This is a genomic window from Paenibacillus sp. FSL P2-0173, assembly GCF_038008045.1.
Lineage (GTDB): Bacteria > Bacillota > Bacilli > Paenibacillales > Paenibacillaceae > Paenibacillus > Paenibacillus polymyxa_B.
On record NZ_JBBOYK010000002.1, the window covers coordinates 95,722 to 118,153 of the forward strand.

General features: G+C 46.0%; 22 protein-coding genes. 2 read left to right on the plus strand and 20 right to left on the minus strand.

What is annotated here, in order from left to right; all coding sequences use genetic code 11:
- Positions 1 to 10: 10 nt before the first annotated feature.
- The 15 genes from MKX30_RS10640 to MKX30_RS10710 all read right to left on the minus strand — a co-directional run bounded on the left by MKX30_RS10640 (position 11) and on the right by MKX30_RS10710 (position 15,952).
- Positions 11 to 964 (minus strand): ABC transporter permease, encoded by a 954-nt coding sequence (locus MKX30_RS10640; protein WP_061831922.1) that lies wholly within the window; start codon positions 962 to 964, stop codon positions 11 to 13.
- A 107-nt stretch (positions 965 to 1,071) separates the two neighbouring features.
- Positions 1,072 to 2,793: an ABC transporter substrate-binding protein gene (locus MKX30_RS10645; protein ID WP_341062821.1), complete on the minus strand. Its 1,722-nt coding sequence runs from the start codon at positions 2,791 to 2,793 to the stop codon at positions 1,072 to 1,074.
- 202 nt (positions 2,794 to 2,995) lie between these two features.
- Complete coding sequence (locus MKX30_RS10650; RefSeq protein ID WP_279830658.1) at positions 2,996 to 3,931, minus strand: ArsR family transcriptional regulator; 936 nt, start codon at positions 3,929 to 3,931, stop codon at positions 2,996 to 2,998.
- 250 nt (positions 3,932 to 4,181) lie between these two features.
- Positions 4,182 to 5,591 carry a discoidin domain-containing protein gene (locus tag MKX30_RS10655; protein WP_076160212.1) on the minus strand — a complete coding sequence of 470 codons (1,410 nt, stop codon included), beginning with the start codon at positions 5,589 to 5,591 and terminating at the stop codon, positions 4,182 to 4,184.
- 371 nt (positions 5,592 to 5,962) lie between these two features.
- Positions 5,963 to 6,898: a dockerin gene (locus MKX30_RS10660; protein WP_068940757.1), complete on the minus strand. Its 936-nt coding sequence runs from the start codon at positions 6,896 to 6,898 to the stop codon at positions 5,963 to 5,965.
- Positions 6,899 to 7,085: 187 nt separating this feature from the next.
- Positions 7,086 to 8,243, minus strand: a complete 1,158-nt coding sequence (locus MKX30_RS10665) for an amidohydrolase (RefSeq protein ID WP_341062822.1) — start codon at positions 8,241 to 8,243, stop codon at positions 7,086 to 7,088.
- A gap of 56 nt (positions 8,244 to 8,299) precedes the next feature.
- Positions 8,300 to 9,316 carry an LLM class flavin-dependent oxidoreductase gene (locus MKX30_RS10670; RefSeq protein ID WP_068940753.1) on the minus strand — a complete coding sequence of 339 codons (1,017 nt, stop codon included), beginning with the start codon at positions 9,314 to 9,316 and terminating at the stop codon, positions 8,300 to 8,302.
- Between the two features lie 15 nt (positions 9,317 to 9,331).
- A complete protein-coding gene (locus MKX30_RS10675) occupies positions 9,332 to 10,084 on the minus strand; it encodes an amino acid ABC transporter ATP-binding protein (RefSeq protein ID WP_023988357.1) in 753 nt (250 codons plus the stop codon).
- On the minus strand, positions 10,081 to 10,791 hold the full coding sequence (locus tag MKX30_RS10680) for an amino acid ABC transporter permease (RefSeq protein WP_023988356.1): 711 nt from the start codon (positions 10,789 to 10,791) through the stop codon (positions 10,081 to 10,083). The genes MKX30_RS10675 and MKX30_RS10680 overlap by 4 nt, the downstream gene beginning before the upstream one ends.
- Positions 10,788 to 11,567 (minus strand): amino acid ABC transporter permease, encoded by a 780-nt coding sequence (locus MKX30_RS10685; RefSeq protein ID WP_023988355.1) that lies wholly within the window; start codon positions 11,565 to 11,567, stop codon positions 10,788 to 10,790. Before MKX30_RS10685 ends, MKX30_RS10680 begins: the two co-directional genes overlap by 4 nt.
- A gap of 76 nt (positions 11,568 to 11,643) precedes the next feature.
- Positions 11,644 to 12,492, minus strand: coding sequence for a transporter substrate-binding domain-containing protein (locus tag MKX30_RS10690; protein ID WP_023988354.1), 849 nt, complete (start codon positions 12,490 to 12,492; stop codon positions 11,644 to 11,646).
- A 160-nt stretch (positions 12,493 to 12,652) separates the two neighbouring features.
- Positions 12,653 to 13,543: a LysR family transcriptional regulator gene (locus tag MKX30_RS10695; protein ID WP_013310069.1), complete on the minus strand. Its 891-nt coding sequence runs from the start codon at positions 13,541 to 13,543 to the stop codon at positions 12,653 to 12,655.
- A 108-nt stretch (positions 13,544 to 13,651) separates the two neighbouring features.
- Positions 13,652 to 14,182: an NADPH-dependent FMN reductase gene (gene ssuE / locus MKX30_RS10700; protein WP_029519116.1), complete on the minus strand. Its 531-nt coding sequence runs from the start codon at positions 14,180 to 14,182 to the stop codon at positions 13,652 to 13,654.
- 17 nt (positions 14,183 to 14,199) lie between these two features.
- Positions 14,200 to 15,540: an LLM class flavin-dependent oxidoreductase gene (locus MKX30_RS10705; RefSeq protein ID WP_023988352.1), complete on the minus strand. Its 1,341-nt coding sequence runs from the start codon at positions 15,538 to 15,540 to the stop codon at positions 14,200 to 14,202.
- 142 nt (positions 15,541 to 15,682) lie between these two features.
- Positions 15,683 to 15,952 (minus strand): glutaredoxin family protein, encoded by a 270-nt coding sequence (locus MKX30_RS10710; protein ID WP_023988351.1) that lies wholly within the window; start codon positions 15,950 to 15,952, stop codon positions 15,683 to 15,685.
- A 271-nt stretch (positions 15,953 to 16,223) separates the two neighbouring features.
- Here MKX30_RS10710 and MKX30_RS10715 point away from each other — a divergent pair, with 271 nt between their 5' ends.
- On the plus strand, positions 16,224 to 17,093 hold the full coding sequence (locus MKX30_RS10715) for a DUF421 domain-containing protein (protein WP_028542379.1): 870 nt from the start codon (positions 16,224 to 16,226) through the stop codon (positions 17,091 to 17,093).
- Between the two features lie 87 nt (positions 17,094 to 17,180).
- Here the strand turns inward: MKX30_RS10715 and MKX30_RS10720 are convergent, their stop codons facing one another.
- The 5 genes from MKX30_RS10720 to MKX30_RS10740 all read right to left on the minus strand — a co-directional run bounded on the left by MKX30_RS10720 (position 17,181) and on the right by MKX30_RS10740 (position 21,438).
- Positions 17,181 to 18,305 (minus strand): sensor histidine kinase, encoded by a 1,125-nt coding sequence (locus MKX30_RS10720; protein WP_076160200.1) that lies wholly within the window; start codon positions 18,303 to 18,305, stop codon positions 17,181 to 17,183.
- A complete protein-coding gene (locus tag MKX30_RS10725; protein ID WP_068940747.1) occupies positions 18,302 to 18,976 on the minus strand; it encodes a response regulator transcription factor in 675 nt (224 codons plus the stop codon). The genes MKX30_RS10720 and MKX30_RS10725 overlap by 4 nt, the downstream gene beginning before the upstream one ends.
- A 61-nt stretch (positions 18,977 to 19,037) precedes the next feature.
- Positions 19,038 to 19,853, minus strand: a complete 816-nt coding sequence (locus tag MKX30_RS10730; protein WP_028542381.1) for an ABC transporter permease — start codon at positions 19,851 to 19,853, stop codon at positions 19,038 to 19,040.
- Complete coding sequence (locus MKX30_RS10735) at positions 19,850 to 20,869, minus strand: daunorubicin/doxorubicin resistance ABC transporter ATP-binding protein DrrA (protein WP_023988346.1); 1,020 nt, start codon at positions 20,867 to 20,869, stop codon at positions 19,850 to 19,852. The genes MKX30_RS10730 and MKX30_RS10735 overlap by 4 nt, the downstream gene beginning before the upstream one ends.
- Before the next feature lie 239 nt (positions 20,870 to 21,108).
- A complete protein-coding gene (locus MKX30_RS10740; protein WP_025722950.1) occupies positions 21,109 to 21,438 on the minus strand; it encodes an antibiotic biosynthesis monooxygenase family protein in 330 nt (109 codons plus the stop codon).
- A gap of 131 nt (positions 21,439 to 21,569) precedes the next feature.
- On the opposite strand from MKX30_RS10740, the gene MKX30_RS10745 reads away from it, so the two are divergent.
- On the plus strand, positions 21,570 to 22,430 hold the full coding sequence (locus MKX30_RS10745; protein ID WP_341062823.1) for a LysR family transcriptional regulator: 861 nt from the start codon (positions 21,570 to 21,572) through the stop codon (positions 22,428 to 22,430).
- Positions 22,431 to 22,432: the final 2 nt, after the last annotated feature.

Here is a 22,432-nt window from a genome sequence, read left to right on the forward strand (position 1 = left end):
AGCCCCCTTCTTACACTTTCACACGCGGGTCCGCGATGCGATACAAAATATCGGACAACAGTGTTCCGATAACGCTCAATATGGCAATTAGCATCGTAAAGCCCATAAGTAGTGGATAATCCCGGAGCGAAAAGGATTGCATGTACAACTGACCGATTCCTGGCCAATTAAAAATCTTTTCAATAATCAGGGACCCGCCAAACAGCGCAGGTAATTCGAAGCCAACGAGCGTAATGGCAGGCAGCAATGCATTTCTCAATGCGTGCGTAAAAAGTACCTTTCTTTCCTTTAAGCCCTTTGCACGGGCTGTGCGTATATAATCCTGCTGGATCACGTCGATCATATTGCTACGGAAGTAGCGGGTCAACGACCCCAGTCCCAGCAGCGTCATAACGATCACTGGCAAGGTCATATGCTGGAGAACCTCCTTCACATACTCCATACCTGTAGCGTTACTCCCCGTATTAAGCATGCCACCGGGTGGCAACCACTTCAGGTCAACCGCTGCGATTTTAATCAGATACAACCCGATAAAAAATGAGGGCACAGACATGGCAGCGAAAATCACCACCATTACCAAAGTATCAAACCATGAATACTGCTTATAAGCAGCAACCACACCGATAATGACCGCGATAAACCAGGTCAGGAAGGTCGATACAACGGCCAGCAAAAACGAGTTCCAGATATACTCATTAAATAAGGTCAGCACCGGCTTTTGCTGGGCAAGCGAATAACCAAAATTTCCATGCAGCGCATTGCCCAGCCAATTTCCATAGCGTTCAAGAATAGGCTTATTCAGGCCGTAAATTCCCCTCAGCTCCGCCTTTCTCTCTGGCGACAGCTTCAGATTGCCGCTAATGAAATCTCCCGGTGTCATGGCATACAGGAAAAAAATCATCATCGAAGCGGCCAACAAAATAATAACCATATACGTCAGTCTTTTCGTTAAAAACGAGCTCATGACAGACTCCTTTCAATTCAAGGTCAGGCTACTCATTACGTTTCCCCTATTTGGGAGGCCCCTTGATCCGAACCTGATGTTCTTCACAAGGGGCCCGCAAATGTGGCTTATTTAAGGGACCATTCGAACAGATTACCAGACAAGCCAATGAACGGACTGACCTTTACATGTTCCATCCGACCATTGTAGGCATACACCGTCTTCTTATAGTTGGTAAAAATTACGGGCAATTCATCGTTTAGCAGCACATATAATTCTTGATATATTTCCTTGCGTTCTTCCATATTCGTCGTAGACAAGCCTTTTTCATACAGCTCTTTTACCTTTGGATTGTTATATCCCTTGACTTCTCCATTGACGAATTGCTCGATTCCATCTGATGGATCTGTCAGCATGCCTGTCGAAAAGGCGGCAAGATCATAATCCTTACCTTCTACTTTGGCGACCATTGCATTAAAGTCTGCAAAGATTTCCGGCTGTAGGTCAACGCCAATCGCTTTGTAATTTTCAGCCGCAAGCGCAATAAAGGTATCTGTTTCTGGACGTTTAGAGGTCAACAGGTGAATGGTCAGCTTCTGACCGTTTTTCTCACGGATGCCGTCACTACCTTCTGCCCAGCCCGCTTCATCCAGCAGCTTTTTCGCTTGCTCTGGGTCGTAGTTATATGGATTGATTCCATCGGTCGTGTAAGACCAGAATATTGGGGAAGCTGGAATGTTTGCGACCGCCCCTGCTCCCTGAGCTGCGTCGACATAAATGCTTTTCCGATCCAGTCCATAGGTCAATGCTTGACGAACCTTTTTATCCTTAAGCTTTTCATTTTCAAGATTTACTTGCAAATATCCGTAAGTGCTAGGGGTATACGGCAAAATGTTTAAAAAGCCAAGCCCTTTTAGTTTGTCTATATTTTCCTGAGTTGCGGTGAATTGAGCAAAATCGGTATCGCCTGTTTCTATGAATTGCCAAGCGTCGCCTTCTGCTGTTTTGTAAATGAAATGCTGTGTTTTCGGTTTGCCTTTGAAAAAGTGATCATTCGCCTCCAGACGAACTTCTTGCCCTGGAATGAACTTTTCCAACTTATAAGCCCCATTTCCCAGAGGGCTACTATGTAAATTTTTAAAATAATCCAGCTGTCCGAACTTGTAATCCTTGCCGTAGTAGGCTTTGGACAGTACATAGTCACCCAGAATCGGCAGAGCCAGCGCGTTTGGTTTTTCCAACGTCGCAGAAATGGTCTGCGCATCAATCACCTTGATTCCTTCAATTTGTTTTGCCTTGCCTTCCGTATAGTCTTTGCCGCCTTTAATGTTCAGCTTTCGGATTTGGCTGTCACCAGGATAGGCTTTGTCATAGATCAACGTCCAGGTAAAAGCGACATCCTCTGCTGTCAAAGGAGAGCCATCACTGAATTTTGTACCGGGAACCAGATGAAACGTGTACGTTAGATTATCCTTAGAAATATCCCAGCTCTTAGCCAGATTGGGCAGCGGAAGCCCCTTCTCGTCTACCGTGACCAGCGGAGTCCACAACTGCGAAATCACGTTGCCGTCATAGCCGCTTTGGTTAAAATACGGAGTAAACACCCCGGCTGGGTCAGTCAGACCAACAATAATCGTGTCGCTTCTCTTTTTGGACACTTCCGGCAATTTGGATAAATCAGAAGCTTGTACCAGACTTGTTAATGGCTGCGCTGTAGCGGCTGTCTGTGCGGCATCACTATTTTGCGAAGTAGCATCGCTAGTGCTATCTGATCCACCACTAGAGCAAGCTGCTAATAAGGTAGAACTTGCCAGAAGTAGACTGCTGAGTAGAATAATTCCCTTTTTCAAAATAATCCCCCCGAGTTAATTTAGTAAATTCCGATCGAACAAGTTGTAATTAATAAGATAAATCTCATTATAGGAATCTATTCCGGTTCTGTAAAGAGAGAACTCCATTTTTTATGTAAAAAAATAGACGTCATCTCATCTGGATTCCAAATGATCGACGTCTATTTGTTTAAAGTGTTAAAGTCTAACTGGTGAGTGCAGCCTAATTTCGCTCCATATAGCCCAGGATGCTCCGATGCATTTCATCCACAGCCGAAAGCCGTGCGCTATAGCCGAGCAATGTTTCACCATCAAAATGTGCATGGATGAAGCCAGAGGCCCGGAGCTTAAAAATATGGTCGTGGGTGATTCCCTTGGACAGCTTGAGATGACGGACAATCTCAATAAAGGTTCGTGGAGACTGGCTTTGGTACAAATATTTTAAAATCTTAAGCCTGCTCTTCTCCCCCAAACTTCGGATCATTCGATATTCCTGTGGGGATAAAAAATCGTCCTCCTGAACATAAATCCCTGCCGAATAATGGCACAACAGGAGCGACCCAAATCGATAAATGATATTAATCGGCTGAAAATGGTATTGAGGCACCAGCAACACCCGTGTCAGCCCTTCGGAAGGCTCGAACCGGAAGCCATTAGTGGTACGATCCACCCACTCCATAGAGCTATGTAAGCCCTTCTCCTTATTTCTCCGTTCAGCTTCCTGTTCCAGACCGCTTAGAATACTTGTATCCACATGGCGAAAATACTCCTCGTCCCAGCCAGATAGCAGTTGCAAAGCAAGTTTACGAAGCTTCTCCATATCGTCAGGCAGCGGGACCCCAAAGGCTGATGCCTGTTCATTTAATTGCTGTACAGCCCGGTTCTCCAGACGGTCTACGACCTCTTCAACGTTCCCCTGATCAGAAAGCATACAGACGAGTCCATAAATAACCTTCCAATCTGCATTGATTTCCATGGACTCCAGCAATTTAGACAAACCTGGAGACAGCGTTCTACGCACTTGCTCCGCCCACCCGGCTGATAAATCGGTCTTCTTGTAAGCCTTGCGGCAAATAAAGGTGTGTAAGCTGCTGAGCAGCTCAAACACCGGTCCATATGCTACATGTACATCGTAAGGAGCATTCACGTCGTGACTCATCGCTTTCTGTCCTCTTTTCTTTCATGTCTGATGTCCATTATACATACTATCGTACACCCGTTCATTCTTAGTGATCCATTCATACGAGAATTTAGCAAAACATAGATACAAATATGAAGGAAACAAACGCCATAATCAAGGCGCAAAAAAAGCCTGATCTCATCAGACTCTAACTGATCAGCTATGAATTAGAAAAGGTTGTCTCCCACAAATATTGTAGGAGACAACCTCTGGACAAATAATATGATGCTTAAAGTTTGTTAGCTGCTACTTTCCACTCTAATATTCCTGTGGATGCTGAACCTTTGGATACCATTTCAATTCTTAATTTCGCTGTTTTTACAGGCGTAAAAGTAGTCGTATTATACTGATCTGCCGAAGTACCCAATCCATTAGCCTGCTTGACATTGGACCAGCTACGACCATTCCAATACTTAATCTTGTAAGACTTAGGAACATCAATGCCAGCGCCATCTTTAAACCAATAGACATCCGTTTGGGATATCGTATATTCTTGATCAAAATCATATTGGACCCATTGTGTACCCGTCTCAGGCCAGTTACCATACACAGCATGACTTCTATCGTTGGAATTGGCAGGTTCAAATCCATCGTTTAGCGCGCTTACATTTTCCCAAGATGAAGTATAAGAGCTGCTAGCCGTTGCCGCAGGTGCTATGTTCACGATTTCATCAGGATCTGTTTCAATTGGGCCATCGTCGTCTTTAGTCGTGATTGGGAAACGAGCCGTATCCTTTTTGATTTGACTCCAGGTATAACGTAGCATCCAAACATCCCAGTCGGTGATATGATCGGAATTGCCGGCCCACATAATGGTGTTCGTTGGGAATCCACCTGGTGGACGCTCATGTTCTTCATAAAAATCGTTTAACCCAAATCCGTGACCAATTTCATGTTCAGTAATCTCAATCTCATCAGCGTTCACCGTACTCAGAACGTATTCATCATTCATACGCTGTCCCCAGTCGCCGCCGGCTCCCCCGCCAAAATTTTCTGTGGCCCAGAGATACATATCAAAGCGTTTATCCAATCCACCCGGATACGAATAGTTCGGGTCCGAAAAATGCTCAAACCGGGATATTTCATTAGGCGCAACTGGAAGCGCAGCAGGAATTTCCGGTTTTTCAGAAGCTAGTGTATCTGTAATGGTATCCGTATAAATGACCTCGTCAGGCTGCTTGTTCAGGAGCAGTGAAGGATCGGCAACAGCCCAGCCTACCACCTTTACTTTAATATTCTTATAGGGCCAACCGTCATATCCTTGAAGATGATCTGTCCAATGGTTCATCTGCCGATCTATCATTTTAGCAATATCCTGGCGTTGCTTCAGTGTGACGGGCTTAGAGGATTGCCAGCGTATAACATAATTAAGAGTCCCTTTTCCCGCAAAAATTTGATCAAAAATCGTATTTTTACGAACCGTCGAGCCTTCAGTCAACATCCTATTCTTCCAAACCCATTCCACTGAGGATTTGAGATAAGCTGGCATATCAGCTAACGTCGAATCACCCGTTGCCGCAACCACAGAATCCCCGTTTAGATGAGAATCCGCTGATACAAAACTAGCGTTTCCCATCAGTAATGAACTAGCAATGACTACTGAAAAAGAAGCCATCATCATTCCTTTTCTGTTCAACATGTATGTACCTCCATATCCATTGGTATTATTGCAATAGTTTTCTTGAAATAACTATCTCTATCACCTCTCTTTTCGTGTTTGCGAACTAATCTAGGAGATTAAGAGTACACTATCAAATCTCCTTGTCGTTTTTTGTAAATAATCACAAATCATATTATCACTGGATTATTGCATCGTCAATATTTTCCTTAATGATTTAAATTAGTCATTTTAATCGTATCTTGGAACATATACTTGATCTTTGCATGCACAAAACTGGTATTTTATAAAATGAAAAAACCGTTTATTCACTAAATCAATTCCACCATAGAATTTGATTTTGGAACAAACGGCTCTATTTATAAGCTTTTTTCACACTACTCTAGCATTTTTTAGCGGTTAGGAAAACGAGAGGTATCCTTCTTAACCTGGCTCCAGGTATAACGCAACATCCAGGTATCCCACTCTGTTATTTTGGGGGAATTTCCGGCCCACATAATAGTTGGCACAGGAAACCCACCGGGTGGACGCTCATGTTCTTCATAGAAGTCAGGCAAGCCGAATCCATGCCCCATCTCGTGCTCTGTAATCTGGATTTCATCCGAATTCAAGGTGTTCAGGATATAATCATCAGGCATACGTTGCCCCCAATCCCCGCCGGCTCCGCCTTGAAAATTGGACGTTCCCCATAAGTACATATCAAACCGCTTGTCCAGGCCACCTGGGTAAGAATAGTTAGGGTCCATAAAATGTTCAAATCTCGATAGTGCGTTAGGAGCAACCGGAAGTTTAGCTGGAATATTCGGGTCTGTTTTACTTAAGTCATCCGTAATGGTATCCGTGTAAACGATTTCATTAGATTGTTTGTTAAGAATCTGTGATGGATTCGCAACGGCCCAGCCTACTATTTTTACTGTAATATTGTTATAAGGCCAGCCATCATACCCTTTCAACTGCTTATTCCAATTATTGATTTGGCGACTCAGCATGGAAGCCATATCTTTACGCTGCTGAAGAGTGATATTTTTAGAGGATTGCCAACGCACTACATAATTTAGCGTTCCTTTTCCCGCATAGATTTGATCAAAAATCAAATTTTTACGGTTGGTGGAGCCTTCTTTGACCATTCTATTCTTCCAAACCCATTCTACCGATGGCTTAAATTTAGCAGGTATATCAGCAGCAGCCAAATTAATATTTGTCGACTCTATATCGGAAGTGCTTTCCAAATCTGAGGCTGCTGAACCAACGTTAGCCCCGCCAACCAGTAAAGAAGCAGCCACTACCAATGAAAAAGAAGCCATGATCATTCCATTTTTCTTCGGCATTTATTTAACCTCCATACCTTTTATTTTTACGAGACATCTAAAACGACAACGCCTACTCTCTTATTACACCCACTCTCGATTTTGAATAAAATTACAATTTTATACTATCATTGGAATGATATAGCGTCAAACAAAAATATCCCCTCTACAAGGAGGGGATAAGTATCCATAGACTAGGCTCGCACTCCTACTCTATGGATATCAATGCCAAATCTGCCAGTGAATCCAGTAGCTTCGCTGTTCCGGGCAACGCGCGTTCGTCCAGATCAAAGGCAGGATGATGCCATTCCTGGCTTCCCGCAGTGCCGACAAAGACAAATACACCAGGGATGTTCTTCTGATAAAACCCAAAATCCTCGCTCGCCGAGGATGGTATGGGACGAACGACGTCCAGACCGACCAATTCTGCCGCCTCCTCCGCGATGACGGCCAACTTACCGTCGTTCAGCACAGGCGGCGGGCCCTCGATCCAGCGGATGGTCGCTTTCGTGCCGAAAGCATCGGCAACGCCTTTTACGACCTGTTCGAAGCGCTCAGTCACCTGGGCGCGAACATTCTCGTCAAATGTGCGAATGGTTCCGTCCAAATGGGCGCGGTCAGGAATGATGTTCCAGGCGTTGCCACTGTGCAGCTTCGTGACGCTAATGACCGCGCTATCCAGCGGATTAACGCTCCGACTCACAATGGATTGCAGCGCCGTAATGATATGTGACGATACCACGATGGGGTCAATCCCTGCATGCGGCACTGCCGCATGTGTGCTCAGACCCTCCACCTCGATGTAAAAACCATCCGCCGCTGCCATTAGCGGACCTTCTTTGATGCCGACCGTGCCTACGGGCAGGTCCGGCTTGTTATGTAGGCCAAATATGGCCTGCACCCCTGCCAACGCACCGCTGTCCAGCACTTGGGCAGCGCCTTTGGCCTTTTCCTCAGCTGGCTGGAACACCAGCCGAACCGTGCCTTTCAGCTCCTGCTCCCGCTGCTTCAACAATACGGCTGCTCCTAACAGGGATGCGGTATGAAAATCATGCCCACAGGCATGCATCTTGCCGGGATGCACCGAAGCATAAGGCAATCCCGTCTCTTCCTGAATAGGCAACGCATCAATGTCTGCACGAAGCGCGACAGTTGGTCCCTCCTGCTGTCCGCCGATTTCCGCTACTAATCCGGTACGCAGCGGCACATCCAGAATGGTTATGTTCTGTTCTTCCAGCAGACGGCGGATAAAGGCGGTAGTTTCAACCTCCTCGTTAGATAACTCGGGATTTCGATGCAGATGGCGGCGAATGTCCACCAGCTTCTGCTCCAAAACCTGCTCCTTCGTCCCGGTTGATCCACTCATCCCTATTCCTCCTTCGTGAACCCAAAATAGTTACAATTCTCTCAGACCAACAACATCTAGGACTGCACAGGCAACCCGGCAAAAGCTTCATGCAATAACTCGAACGAGCGCACGCGCTTGTGTATATCCCTTATTCCTGTCGTAACAATTAGCTCATCGGCCTGATACTTCGCTTGAATTTCCGTCAACACAGCATAGATTTCGTCTTTATTCCCTTTGTTAATTTGCGCTTGTGTAGCTTCAATTGTATATTCTTCACCTGATTGCTTGCCGAACTCTTCTGCACTTTCCACCGTGCCCACCGTAGCCGTCTTGCCACTGGCCAGATGAATTTTGTACAGCTTGTGCTCCCCTGCTAACTCCGCAGCTTCCTCGGAAGTGTCCGCTACGATGACTGAAAGCGCAAAAAGAGCTTTCGGCTCACGTCCACAACTATAATCGAAAGACTCCCGATACGTACGGAATGATTCCAATGCAATCTGCTCATTACTATTGATAAATTGCGAGAAAACGTAGGGCAACCCCAAACGCGCAGCAATTCCAGCACTGTCTGTACTTGTACCCAAAACGTAAATATCCGCTGGTGTTTCTGGAATCGGATTCGCCTGTAACCCGGCTAACGGTCCTTCTTCAGACGGAATATTATGAATATAGCGACTTACTTCATCAATTTTTTCTTCGAGAGAAGGCGCGTCATGAACGTTTCGTTGTAACGCCTGTGTGGATTTCGGCAACCCGCCCGGCGCGCGTCCAATTCCCAAATCTACGCGACCCGGTGCAAGAGAGGACAGCACATTAAAGTTTTCAGCTACTTTATAAGGGCTGTAATGCTGAAGCATCACTCCACCAGAACCGACTTTAATACGCTCAGTGCGTGCCAGCAAATGGGAAATGAGTACCTCTGGCGAAGAGCCCGCAACCTGCTCGGAATCGTGATGCTCTGATACCCAGAAGCGCGTAAACCCCAATTCCTCTACACGCTGTGCTAGCTTAATCGTATTACGAAGGGCCTGCGCTGCCGTTTCCCCCTCGTGTATAGGGCTTTGATCCAATACTCCGATTTTAATACTCATGTCTCCCTCTCCCGTCTAAATTGAATAGTTATATTCCGGTGTAATCCGTTTCAGGAATTGTTTGGTACGTTCCTCTTTGGGGTGGTTAAAAATGTCGTCCGGTGTGCCTTCCTCGATAATATGACCGCCATCCATAAATACCACATGATTTGAAACATCGCGCGCAAAGCCCATTTCATGTGTAACGACAATCATTGTAATGCCTTCCTTCGCAATCTTGCGGATCACCGACAGCACCTCACCCACCAATTCAGGGTCCAGCGCCGAAGTCGGCTCATCGAACAAAATCACTTCCGGGTTCAGCGCCAAGGCACGCGCTATGCCAACACGCTGCTGCTGCCCGCCGGATAGCTGGCTTGGATAATGATTCAGCTTTTCACCCAGACCGACCTTTTCCAGCACTTCAATGCTAATTTTTTTCGCTTCCTCCTGCTTGACCTTGCGGACAACGACAAGTCCCTCCATGACATTTTCCAGCGCTGTTTTATGCTTGAACAAATTGTATTGCTGGAAAACCATAGCCGTCTTTTGACGTAGAGCCAAAACATCCCTCTTCGCAGGTCGCTTGCAGTTCACTGTAAAATCGCCAATGCTGACTTCCCCATCATTCGGCTTTTCCAGATAATTAATGCAGCGTAGCAGAGTCGTTTTTCCTGAACCGCTCGGGCCTAAAATAACGACGACCTCGCCTTTGTTCACGGTCAAATCAATGCCTTTGAGCACTTCATGTTTGCCGAACGACTTCGTTATATTTTGCAGACGGATCATGATGCTCGACCTCCATTAAACACATTGATTTTTTTCTCCACCAAGCCGGATATTCGCTCAATTAATACCGTCAAGCCCCAAAATAGCAGTGCAGCCGCGATATATACCTCTAAATATTTCCAGTTGGTAGATGCCAGAATTTCAGCCTGTGCCTGGATTTCTGTGACCGAAACCGTGAAGGCCAAGGTAGAGCCATGAAGCATCCCAATAACGGAATTCGTCAGGTTTGGCAAACTCACCACGAACGCCTGCGGAAATACAATCCGTCTCAGCACTTGCCACGTCGTCATACCAACGGCATAAGCCGCCTCGATTTGCCCCTTGTTGACCGATTGGATTCCAGAACGGACGACCTCAGACATATACGCGCCACTGGTAATGGAAAACGAAATGAGTGCAAATACCATATAAGGAACATCTTTGGAATGCAGAGGCCAGCCGAAATGCTTCGCTCCCGCATCAATCAACAAAGGCAAACTGAAATAAATAAGCAGCAAATGCATCAGCATCGGTGTGCCACGGATAAAGGTAACGTAACCGTGAGAAATTTGGGACAACACAGGAACCTTATAGATTCGCGCCAGTGCCGTTATAATACCAATGACCAACCCTGCCAGTACGGAAACCACCGTAATAATTAAAGTGTTGGGCAGCGCGGAGAACAACCCTAAAAAGGCAGTATATATAAATCCAAAATCCAGACTCATATGCCTTTACCTCCTTTACTAAGACGAGGACTTCTCAGGTAGCGCACCACAAAACTTTTTCGTTTTTCGGGTTCTTTCTGTACTGCATCCCGATGCTCATGCCGGAGAAGCGTATTTTCCAGCACCTTGAACAATTTTTGTAAAATCAGACTGATCACCAGATAGATAAGGGATAACGCGATATAGGTTTCAACAAAATGCTGGGTAGCCGACCCTAATGTCTGTGATTTCCCTGTCATCTCCATCGCTCCGATCGTAAATGCCAGCGAAGTATCCTTCAGATTGCCAATCACCAGATTGGAAAATACCGGAACCACCACAGCCAGCGCTTGCGGCATTATGATACGTGTGAAGGTCTGATAGCCTGACATGCCGACGGACTGCGCAGCCTCGATTTGTCCTCGATCTACTGCCTCTACTCCTGACCTGATAATTTCGGAAATAAAGGCTCCACTATTGAGCGCGTAGGTCGCTACGGCAAACCACAGCACATCCCATCTGGAGGAATTGATATCCACCAGCTTTAGTAGCTCTGGCAGGCCGTAATACACCAGAAACAATTGGATTAGAATAGGTGTTCCGCGAAAAAAGGAAACATACACTTGAGAAACACGTTTGAGAAATGGAATGTTATACATGCGAGGCAGCGCAACCAACAGACCAATGATAAGCCCCAATACAAGCGAGCTTGCCACAATAAACAAGGTGATGTGTAAGTAAGACAGCATTTTCGGGATAAAGCTAAATACATAGTCAATATTGAACTCTCTGCTCATATGCCTGCCTCCTTTCTATACATCAACGGTCAGAATACATAGAGTACCCTGACCGCTGAAATGTCCAAGTCTATCCTTACTTCTTACTGCTACCTTCTTTTTTCACATCTTCCAGAGACTTAGTGAAATCCTCTCCAAGCCATTTAATGCTCAGCTTCGACAACGTACCGTCGTCCTTCACTTCCTGAATGGCTTTGTCCAGGTCATCCGCCAACCCTTGCTCATTTTTGTTCAGTACATACAGTACATCCGATTGAGTTAAAGGATCACCAACGGTCTTCAGAGCTACTTCTCCTTTTTCATCGGTGTTAAAACGGTTCGCAAAGTCTGTCGTAACGGTAGCATCTATACGGCCGCTCGTAATTTGTTGCACCGTATCATTGGCTGCACCACTCGTATAAACGATATTCAGGGCATCTCCGTGGGTTTTGTTATACTCTTTCAGCACATACGCCGCATTACTGGTTGGGCTGGTGAGTACCTTTTTCCCTTTCAAATCATCAATTGAATGAATGGTATTGTTATCCTTCGCTACAGCGACTCTGTTCAGAAAAATGCTATACGGATTTTTGTTGAACAGATACTTGGCTTCGCGCTCCGGGTTTTTTTCCATTTGATGCGATACCAGATCAATCTTGCCGGCATCGAGACTTAGCAGCAAATTTCCAAAGTCCATCGTTTTGAATTCAAATTCGTATTGAGGCAGGCGCTTGTCCAGCTCCTTAATCAGCTCCACATCAAAACCTGTTAAATTTCCGTTTTCGTCAATAAAGCATACATTTTTGAATTGAGTACCTGTGCCTACGATAATTTTCTTCACGTCTCCGCTTGAACCTGACGCGCTAGACGCGTTATCTGAGGAACCGCAGCCTGCCAACACCAGGATGATTGCCATAACAGACAATATTGCAAACCACTTTTTCATATGAATCCCCCTCATCTCTTTGTATATCAGCAGTTTGCGACATACATGGTAGCTACAACATCCAATAATTCATAATTCCTATAAGCTTAATTGGTTTTAGGATGTGATTAATTTAACACCTGGAAACCTATACGTCAATCCACCAAGCTATAGAACATTCCTATAACAAAACAGCACCCCGGAAACCTTCTGTCAGTGCATCTGCAAAATCCGAGGTCACTGCACAGTCTTCTTTGGTCGCTATTATGCTAATCTGCATAGACACCCCAGCTACCTCTGGAACATGGATACGGAACAGTTTCTGATCTTTCACTTCACGGTTCACACAGACATCCGGCAAAAAGGCAATACCCGCTTCTTCCAATACCAGCTTTTTGGCCGTGACCACATTGTCTACCTGAAAAGCAATGTCCGGTGGCTGCTCCAGTGATTCAAAAGCGCGATGAATCCTCATCCAATCTAGTGATCCGCATTCGAAAAATACCAGTGTTTCACGTTGAATATCCTGTATGCTGGCCTTTCCTGTTTTCATAAACGGATGGCCGTCGTATACATACAGGGAAATCGGATCTTCATAAAAAGCAAGCGTACGGATAGCCGGATGCATCACTTTACGGACAAAACTAATGTCTACCTCACGGTTCAACAGTTTATGTACCAGTTGATCCGTCGTAGCCGTCACAATTTTGTAGTTAACCTCTGGATAACGGGCACGAAGCTGCTTTAATATTTCAGGAATGATGTAGTTCGACACCGATATCGTGCAGCCAATTCGAATTTGCTGAGGGGCTTTCTTACGCTGTTGGAGCTTTTGCTTCCCTTTTTGCAGCACCTGAAGCATCTGCTCCGCATAAGGAAGAAACTTTCGTCCATCCTCCGTCAGAACCGTTTGCTTGCTTTGGCGGTCGAACAGCTTGCATTCTAGCTCGCGCTCTAGCGTCTGAATCCGTGCTGTAACGGAGGGCTGGGACAAGAACAAGGCTTCTGCCGCCTTGTTAAAGCTCCCATAATGATTCACGTATACAAAGGCTTCCATATTCTCGATATTCATACGTAAGTCCCCCAGTAAGTTTTATATACATTTATCCAATATGTTAACTTGGTTTTTTTGTATCATAAAACTCACTGAACGACCTGTCAATGGAAATATTGAAAATATCTATAATTTTAATAGCTCATTTAGTTCTTTAACAGAACGTTCCAACCGTGCAACCAATTCTTCGGACAACCCGTATGCTCCATCTGGTAGACGTTCGACCCACTGATCCACTGCATACACCCCGCCAAGAATATGTCTTCCGCCCAGTGCATTAATAACCGGCTTCAAGGCATAGTCAATGACCAGCAGATGAGCCAGCGTACCTCCGATAAATAAAGGCAGGACAGGTTTCCCTCTTAGCCCCTCCTGCGGAACCAAATCCAGGAATATTTTCAATAGTCCTGAATAGGACGCCTTATAGACTGGAGAAGCCACAATAACGGCATCCGCTGCTGCAATCAGCGCAAGTGATGCTGTGACGTCGGGGCTGTTAAAGTTAGCCGTGACCAGATCCTCCGCCGGCAAGTCGACCACATTCAGCAGTGTGACCTCCGCTCCAGCCTGTTGCAACTGCTCCGTTGTATAGTTAATCAAGCCGTATAAACGGGATTGTGTAGACGGACTGCCTGATAGGATGACAACCTTGGACATATTTTTTCCTCCTTCTGTTATGCGTCAACCTTCACTTTGGATTTGGCTGCTGTATAGCGGTTCTCAGGAATAGGCACGCCCAGGTTTTCACGCAGTGTGCTAAATTCATAATCCTGACGGTAAATACCGCGTTCCTGCAAAATAGGCACAACCAGATTTACGAAGTCATGCAGACCCGAGGGTACATCAGAACCAATGATGAATCCGTCTGCTCCTTTTCTTTCAAACCACTCCTGCACTCGATCCGCCACCTGCTCAGCGGTTCCGATAAAAGAGGTTCTCGGCGTAGCTGAACGCAACGCAACCTCGCGTAAGGTCAAGTTTTGTTCCTTGGCTACTCGTTTGATTTTATCTGTACCGCTGCGGAACGCATTGCTGCCAATACCATCAAGCTCAGGGAATGGCTCATCCAGCGGATATTGTGAGAAATCATGATGATCGAAGAAACGTCCCAAATATTTTAACGCAGCCTCAATCGTCACCAGATTAGTGATCTCTTCATACTTACGTTCCGCTTCCTCCGTCGTGCTGCCAATAATCGGCGATATGCCCGGCAAAATGACAATATCCTCTTCGGATCTACCATAGCGTACCGCACGTTCTTTCACATCACGATAAAACTGCTGCGCTTCCTCTAACGTTTCATGTCCTGTAAATACAGCATCCGCTTCCTTGGCGGCCAGGTTTTTGCCATCCTCCGAGGAACCTGCCTGAAAAATAACCGGCTGTCCCTGCTTGGATCGTCCAATGTTCAGTGGACCCTGCACAGAGAAAAACTCACCTTTATGGTTCAATGTATGCAGCTTTTCAGGATCAAAGAATACGCCGGCTTCCTTATCACGAACGAACGCATCCTCTTCCCACGAGTCCCACAGTCCTTTGGTAACCTGTAAATATTCCTCTGCAATTTTATAGCGCTGCGGATGCGACGGGTGCTCGCCTTTGCTAAAGTTAAGGGCAGAGCCTTCCAGCGGAGAAGTTACCACATTCCAGCCTGCACGACCTCCGCTAATATGATCAATGGAAGAAAACTGGCGTGCTACCGTGAACGGTTCGCTATAGGAAGTCGACAGTGTGCCGACCAGTCCGATATGCTTCGTCACCCCAGCCAAAGCGGACAGAATCGTAATTGGTTCAAAACGGTTCAGAAAGTGGGGAATAGATTTTTCGTTAATGAACAGGCCATCTGCGATAAATACGAGGTCAAACTTTCCTTCCTCTGCCTTTTGCGCCTGCGTTTTATAAAATTCAAAGTTAACACTCGCATCCGCAGGTACTTCAGGGTGACGCCAAGTCGTCATGCTTCCCCCAACACCGTGAATAATCGCACCAAATTTAATTTGTCTATTCTTAGCCATAACTCTTCCACCTCTCTTGAACATAATTGTTATCCTACGGCTATCATTTTTTTAGGGCAGCTAGGCTGCTAATGGTTTGTAGGGCAGTCTCCGCTACTTATTTTGTATAGGCAGCGGAGTAACTGATCCTTTTCCTATTGGCCTATACTACTTGATTGTAACTTTCCAGCACTTTACCCAACTCTTCCAGATCCGGGTTGAGCAGTGCTTCATATTTATTATCCCCGCCTACCTCGACGACAGGGACATAACGAATACCATATTTGGTCTCCAGCACGTCACGCAGCGCATCATTTCCGTCCACTTGGATATTTTCATACGGCTGATTTTGGGATTCCAGGTACGATTTGATCTCTCCACAAAAATGACAGCCGGTTTTACTCCACAATACAACTTTAGGTTTGGACGACATATACATACCTCCGTGAGCTTAATGTTTATAATCCCGATGAATTAAATAAGAATTATATCTATAATGTATCCTCCCCCCTCCTTTCCGTCAATCGCTTGTGCAATAGACAATGATAATTCATCGATAGAAAATTTTAATTATATATTGTATTTCATCGCTTATTGGCAGCTTGGTTATTTAAATTTAGGGGAATTGGAGTTTAAATGTGCCTTGACGCGGATATCCTTGGAATAGTAGCGTCCTTGTGGCGAAATGAAATGAGGTTGAGCAAATGCAGGATTGGGCCGAGGTTGCTATACGCACATTAATGGCTGTCGCTATATTATTTTTAATCACCAAAATTCTTGGAAAACGTCAGGTATCCCAGCTTTCCTTGTTCGAATATATAACAGGAATCACGATAGGTAACCTGGCTGCTACCATTCCTATGGAGCGTGAATCCACCTGGTATCTAGGCCTCATAGCCTTGTCAGTATGGGTACTGACAACACTTGGCATTGAATATTTGCAAATTAAAAGCAAGAAAATCAGAGATATAACAGATGGAAGGACAACAATCCTGATCAAAGACGGCAAAATTTTAGAGGATAATCTGAGAAAAGAACGGCTCACCCTGGATGAACTCATGGAGCAGCTTCGAAGCAAAAATGTATTCAAAGTATCTGACGTGGAATTTGCTCTTATGGAAACCAGTGGCGAAGTCAATGTGCTGTTAACCAAAGACAAGCAGCCTGTGACACTTAAAGATCTGAATATGCAGCAATTACCGGAGAAGGAACCAACAGCAGTCATTATGGATGGACAACTTATGGAGCAACAAATGGCATATATGGGGATCACTCAACAATGGCTGGATGCCAAGCTAAAGGAAAAGAGTCTAACGGTCAAAGATGTGTTTTTCGCGCAGGTGGACCCGCAAGGAGAACTGTACATTGACCAATATAGTGACAATGTACAGCTAAACAAGGTGCAGGATTCGAATCAAGCCGTGCTGACTTTGCTGGAACAATGCACAACGGAGTTGCAAAAACTCGCATCTGGTTCCAGTGAGCAACAAAGAAAACAGCTATATGAGCAATGCTCACAAAGCTTGAAAGAAGCTATACAGGAGATGCAGCCGGTAAATACATCTAAGTCCTGAGCACATACGCATATGCCATAAGAGTATAAGTATGGGAACTAAAAAGGAGCGTCCTTCAGTCGTTTGTGGCTTTGAAGATGCTCCTTTTTAAATTACTGTGCCGTTGTACATTTCACAGTTGCTGCTGCCTTTCATTACTTTCTGGCGCAGCGGCAGCATAACTGTAAATACCGTTCCTTCTCCCACCTTGCTGGATACAGAGATAGAGCCGGTATGCATCTCTGTTATTTTATAAGCAATGGAAAGTCCCAAACCACTGCCTCCTGCAGTTCGGGCCCGTGACTGGTCTGCTTTATAAAAACGTTCAAAAATGCGTTGCTGATCCTGTTCGTTGATGCCCTGTCCCGTATCCGCAATGCAGATAACCGCCTGATCACCATTACTTGAAAGAGAAACAGATATGCTTCCACCCTGTGGTGTGAATTTAATGGCATTGTGAAGAAGATTCACCCAAACCTGGCCCATCAGATCCTCGTCCGCGTTGACCTCAACTATATCCACCTCAACAGTCATCTCGATTTTTTTAGCCTCCCATTGCGGTTCGCAGGCGAGAATAAGCGAAATCAGCTGCTTGTCCAGCCGATAAAGGGACGGACGAAACGGATGCCGCTCCGAATCCAGAATCGCCAGCTTCATGAGATTATCGCTTAGCTTGGATAGACGAATACACTCCGTCTCGATGATCGACAAATACCGGTCTCGCTGCTCACGATCCAGATTCTCATCCTTAAGCGCCTTGGCGAATCCGATTATCGAGGTCAGTGGTGAGCCGATTTCATGGGATACGTTCGAAATAAACTCCTCCCGCAGTTTTTCCATAGCCTTCAGATTTGCAGCCATATCATTGATACTGTCCACCAACTGTACATAAGGATGCGGCCTCCGATGTTTTCCGTTCCGCCCGCCGAGGTCCCAATCCAGATTAATGTGAAAGTCTCCTTGCGAAATACGTTTTAAAGCATCGATCATTTCGGTAAAAGCGTGCTGCTCTCTAGGCTGGATGAAGCGTCTTACCGTCATACTGATAATACCGAAGAAGAAAAAGCCAAGCGTCGCATTAATAAGAAAGACGAACAAATCATGAAAAGCCCATGACATGCGCGAATAGATCGCCGCCGTAATAAAGTACGCGGCAGTCCAGCTAAGATACAGCACCAATAACACCAGCATGAGTCTCGCAAGGATATGGAGGAATCCCGGTTCCCGCTTCATTGCCTTACCTCCAGTCGATAACCCAATCCCCGGATCGTACTGATCCGGAAAGAGTGGCTTGCCTCCGGAAACCGTTCCCGAAGGCGCTTGATATGGACATCAACTGTTCTTTCGTCTCCCTCATAATCATAACCCCAGATCTGTTCGATCAACTGGTCGCGGGTAAAGGTTTTGCCAGGATAGCTGGCCAGCTTGAAGAGCAACTCAAACTCCTTGAGCGGCAGGGTAATCTCCTTCTCTCCAGCCCGACACTCAAATGTATCGCTGCGCAGGACAAGATCTCCGACAGTCACTGATTTTGAAGCCATGATACGATAACGTTTTAATAAAGCCTTCACGCGTGCGACAAGCACCATGGGGTCGAATGGTTTGACAAGATAGTCGTCCGTTCCGAGCGCGAAGCCTTTCACGATCTGTGACGTCTCGCCTTTGGCTGTAAGCATAAGCAGCGGCAGGTCGGTCTGCTCTCGCAGCTTACGGCACAGCTCCCAACCATCCATTCCCGGCATCATGATATCAAGAACAAGCAAATCGACCTTGTTTTGATCAAAAATGCGCATCGCGTCCAAACCATCCACCGCCTCGACTACCTCCAGACCTTCCATTCTCAAAAAGTGTCCGACCAGTTCACGAATATGCGGATCATCATCAACGACTAATACACACGTCATTTCAATCCCCCCTAACTAACTCTGCCTTAAATCTCTCGTCCTCGTCAAGAAGACCGCCATCTTATGCTTTACGCATATAAGCACGCACCGTAAGCGGCGCGAAGATCGCCACAATGACTGTAGCGCCAAGCAGTGAGATCGCCAGTTCCTCGCCAATCGTTCCCGTATTCGCAAGCTCCCTGACTGCGTTCACAAGATGTGAAATCGGGTTGACGTTTACAAACCACTGTAGCCAACCAGGCATGGTGTCCACAGGCACAAATGCATTGGAAACAAAAGTGAGCGGAAACAGAACAATCATGGAGATGCCCTGTACACTGGAAGCAGTGCGGGCAATCACGCCAAAGAAGGCGAAAATCCAGCTGACTGCCCAGGAACACACGATGACCAAAAGCGCGGCGATAGCGACACTCAGCAGTCCTCCCTCTGGCCGATACCCCAAAATATACCCCATGGCGAAGGTAAGTACAGTCGCAATAGTATACCGGATACTGTCAGCCAGCAGAGCTCCAGCCAAAGGCGCAATGCGTGCGATTGGGAGTGACTTGAACCTGTCGAACACTCCTTTGTCCATATCCTCACGTAGTTGGACGCCGGTAACGACGGAGGTCGAGATCACCGTCTGCACGAGGATGCCTGGAATAATAACCGGCAAATAATGCTGCACGTCTCCTGAGATGGCGCCACCAAAGATATAGGTAAACATAAGGGTGAAAATGATTGGCTGGAGCGTGACATCAAACAATTGCTCGGGAGTATGCCGGATCTTCAGAATGCCCCGGTAGGCCATCGTCATGGAATTGAAAAACGCCTGCCTGAAACTCACAGACTTCTTCAATGTGCGATCAGAACCTGTCATAACAGTAGTACTCTTCATGCTCTCGCCCCCTCCACAGCATGCGCTCCTTGGGACGTCTGCTGTCTGTTTACTTGTGCCCCATGACCAGTGATGGACAAAAACACCTCGTCGAGGGTCGGCTTCTGCACACTCATCTCTGCTAGACGAATCTCTCCGGTACGGAGGGCGATCAGCAGGTCCGTTACCCGATCTGCGTTGGCCATCGGAGAGATAATCTTTCCAGCTTCCACTGACACGCTGGACTTAACTGAAAGCACCTGTTCAACGATCTGAACAGCTCTCTCGATGTCCTGTTGATTTTGCACTTTGAGTTGCAGAGTCGACGCCCCCACTGCCGCTTTCAGTTCATCCACCGTACCCTCAGCGACTACCCGGCCATGATCGATCACCGCGATTCGATCAGCAAGTTGATCCGCCTCGTCGAGGTACTGGGTTGTGAGCAGTACGGTGGAACCGGTCTTGACCAAACTCCGGATCGTGTCCCACATCTGGACACGCGTGCGCGGGTCTAGTCCGGTAGTCGGCTCATCCAGGAAAATCAGCGGCGGCTTGGCAATGAGACTTGCGGCCAAATCCAGCCGACGGCGCATACCTCCGGAGAAATGCTTTAGCGGTCGTTTGGCCGCTTCGGCCAAGCCAAATTCCTCCAGCAGCTCCGCTGCCTTATGACGCGCCTCGGCACGTCCCAGTCCAAGCAGTCTGGAGAAGATGATCAGGTTCTCGGTAGCGCTAAGCGACTCATCGACCGATGCGTACTGACCTGTCACCCCGATCAACTGACGCACAACCTGCGGCTCCTTTACTGCATCGTGCCCGAAGATACGGGCTGATCCCCCATCGGGCCGCAATAACGTTGACAGCATTCGGATGGTAGTCGTTTTGCCTGCTCCATTAGGACCAAGCACTCCGTAGATCGTGCCAGCACGCACGTTCAGGTCGACACCGTCAACCGCCTGCTTGTCACCAAAAGCTTTTACGAGTCCCCTTGCTTCAATGGCCAAGGTCTCTTTTCTGTCTGTATAATCCACATTCATATCCTCCCTGTACGGTTTCTATAGAGAGGATAACCCACGTTTATGAACTGAATATGAATAGAACCGTTTACGTTTCCCAAAATGGTCGACGATGCCTTTCTGACAGAGAAGCCAAAGAAGTCCCATATGGGACCTCTTTGGCTTCAACTCATGGATATCCTTTTAATGGAATAATGGAATTAAACCTTTATTTCCAGATTTGGCTTCATGCTAAGCACTAACTTTGATATTGAACCTATTTACACTGTAAAAAAATAATCTCGTTCTACCTTGCTCACTCTTAACCCAAATGTTTTATACCACTCGGATTTCCCTTTTTCCTGCGCTACCTTGTGCAGCTCGTTATGTTTCCAATTTTTTATAGCGTCCAGAGACTCCCAATAGGAAACTGTAATGCCTACTCCATTGTGGTCACGAACACTTTCCACACCTAGAAAACCAGGCTGTTGGGCAGCCAGTTCTACCATTTTGTCTCCCATCACTCCGTACCCACCATCTCCTTCCGTACGTTCAGAAGTAAAGATAGCCGCATAATAGGGCGGACGAGGAGTTTTAGCAATTGAATTCATATGACCCTCCTAAAACAAAATTAAATAACCTTTCTTTAATTTGATTATAATCATAAATATTAAATAAAAAAAATGAATATATCTGATATGATGCATGAATATATTTCATAAAAATAGGAGTGAACACGAATTTGTTTAAATATAAGATTTTTCTTTGCGTAGTTGAAATGGGAAGTTTCACAAAGGCCGGGGAAGTTTTAAATCTTACACAATCAGCAATCAGCCATGCGATCTCTGGATTGGAACATGAACTAGGGCTGACTCTTCTGATCCGAGGTCGTTCAGGCATCAGATTGACCAATAACGGGGAAAGATTAATGAAGCGATTTAGAGAGATTGTACAAATGGACGAAAAGCTCTACCAAGAGGTAGCTTTAATTAAAGGATTGGAAATCGGAACCGTAAAGATCGGCACATTTTCAAGCGTCTCTATTCATTGGCTGCCCCGTATTCTAAAAAAATTCAATGAGCAGTTTCCTCTTATTGAAGTAAAACTGCTCGATGGGAACTACCATGAAATTGAGAGCTGGATAGTCAGTGGGGAAGCTGATTTCGGCTTTGTGAACCTACCCACGTTAGACACATTAGAGGCGTTGCCATTAAAAGAAGAAAGCATGCTTTGTCTACTTCCTTCCGATCATATTCTTGGAAAGCAAGCCTCAATTCGAGTAGAACAGCTCAGAGATGAGCCTTTCATTATGCCTGTTGCAGGCTGTGACACCGATGTAAGAAATATTTTTTCACAGCATAATATGTCACCTAAAATCAAATATGAATTAGAAGATGACCATGCGATTATGGCTATGGTGCAGAATGGCCTAGGCGTGAGTATTCTTCCTGAAATGATCCTGTCTCACATTCCTTACGACATCTCTATTCGACCTTTGGACGAAAGGCATTCCCGTACTATCGGTATCGCTACCGCTTCCTTAAAAAATGTTTCTCCAGCAGCTAAAAAATGTATGGACTTTATTACTGAATGGATCAACTAGCT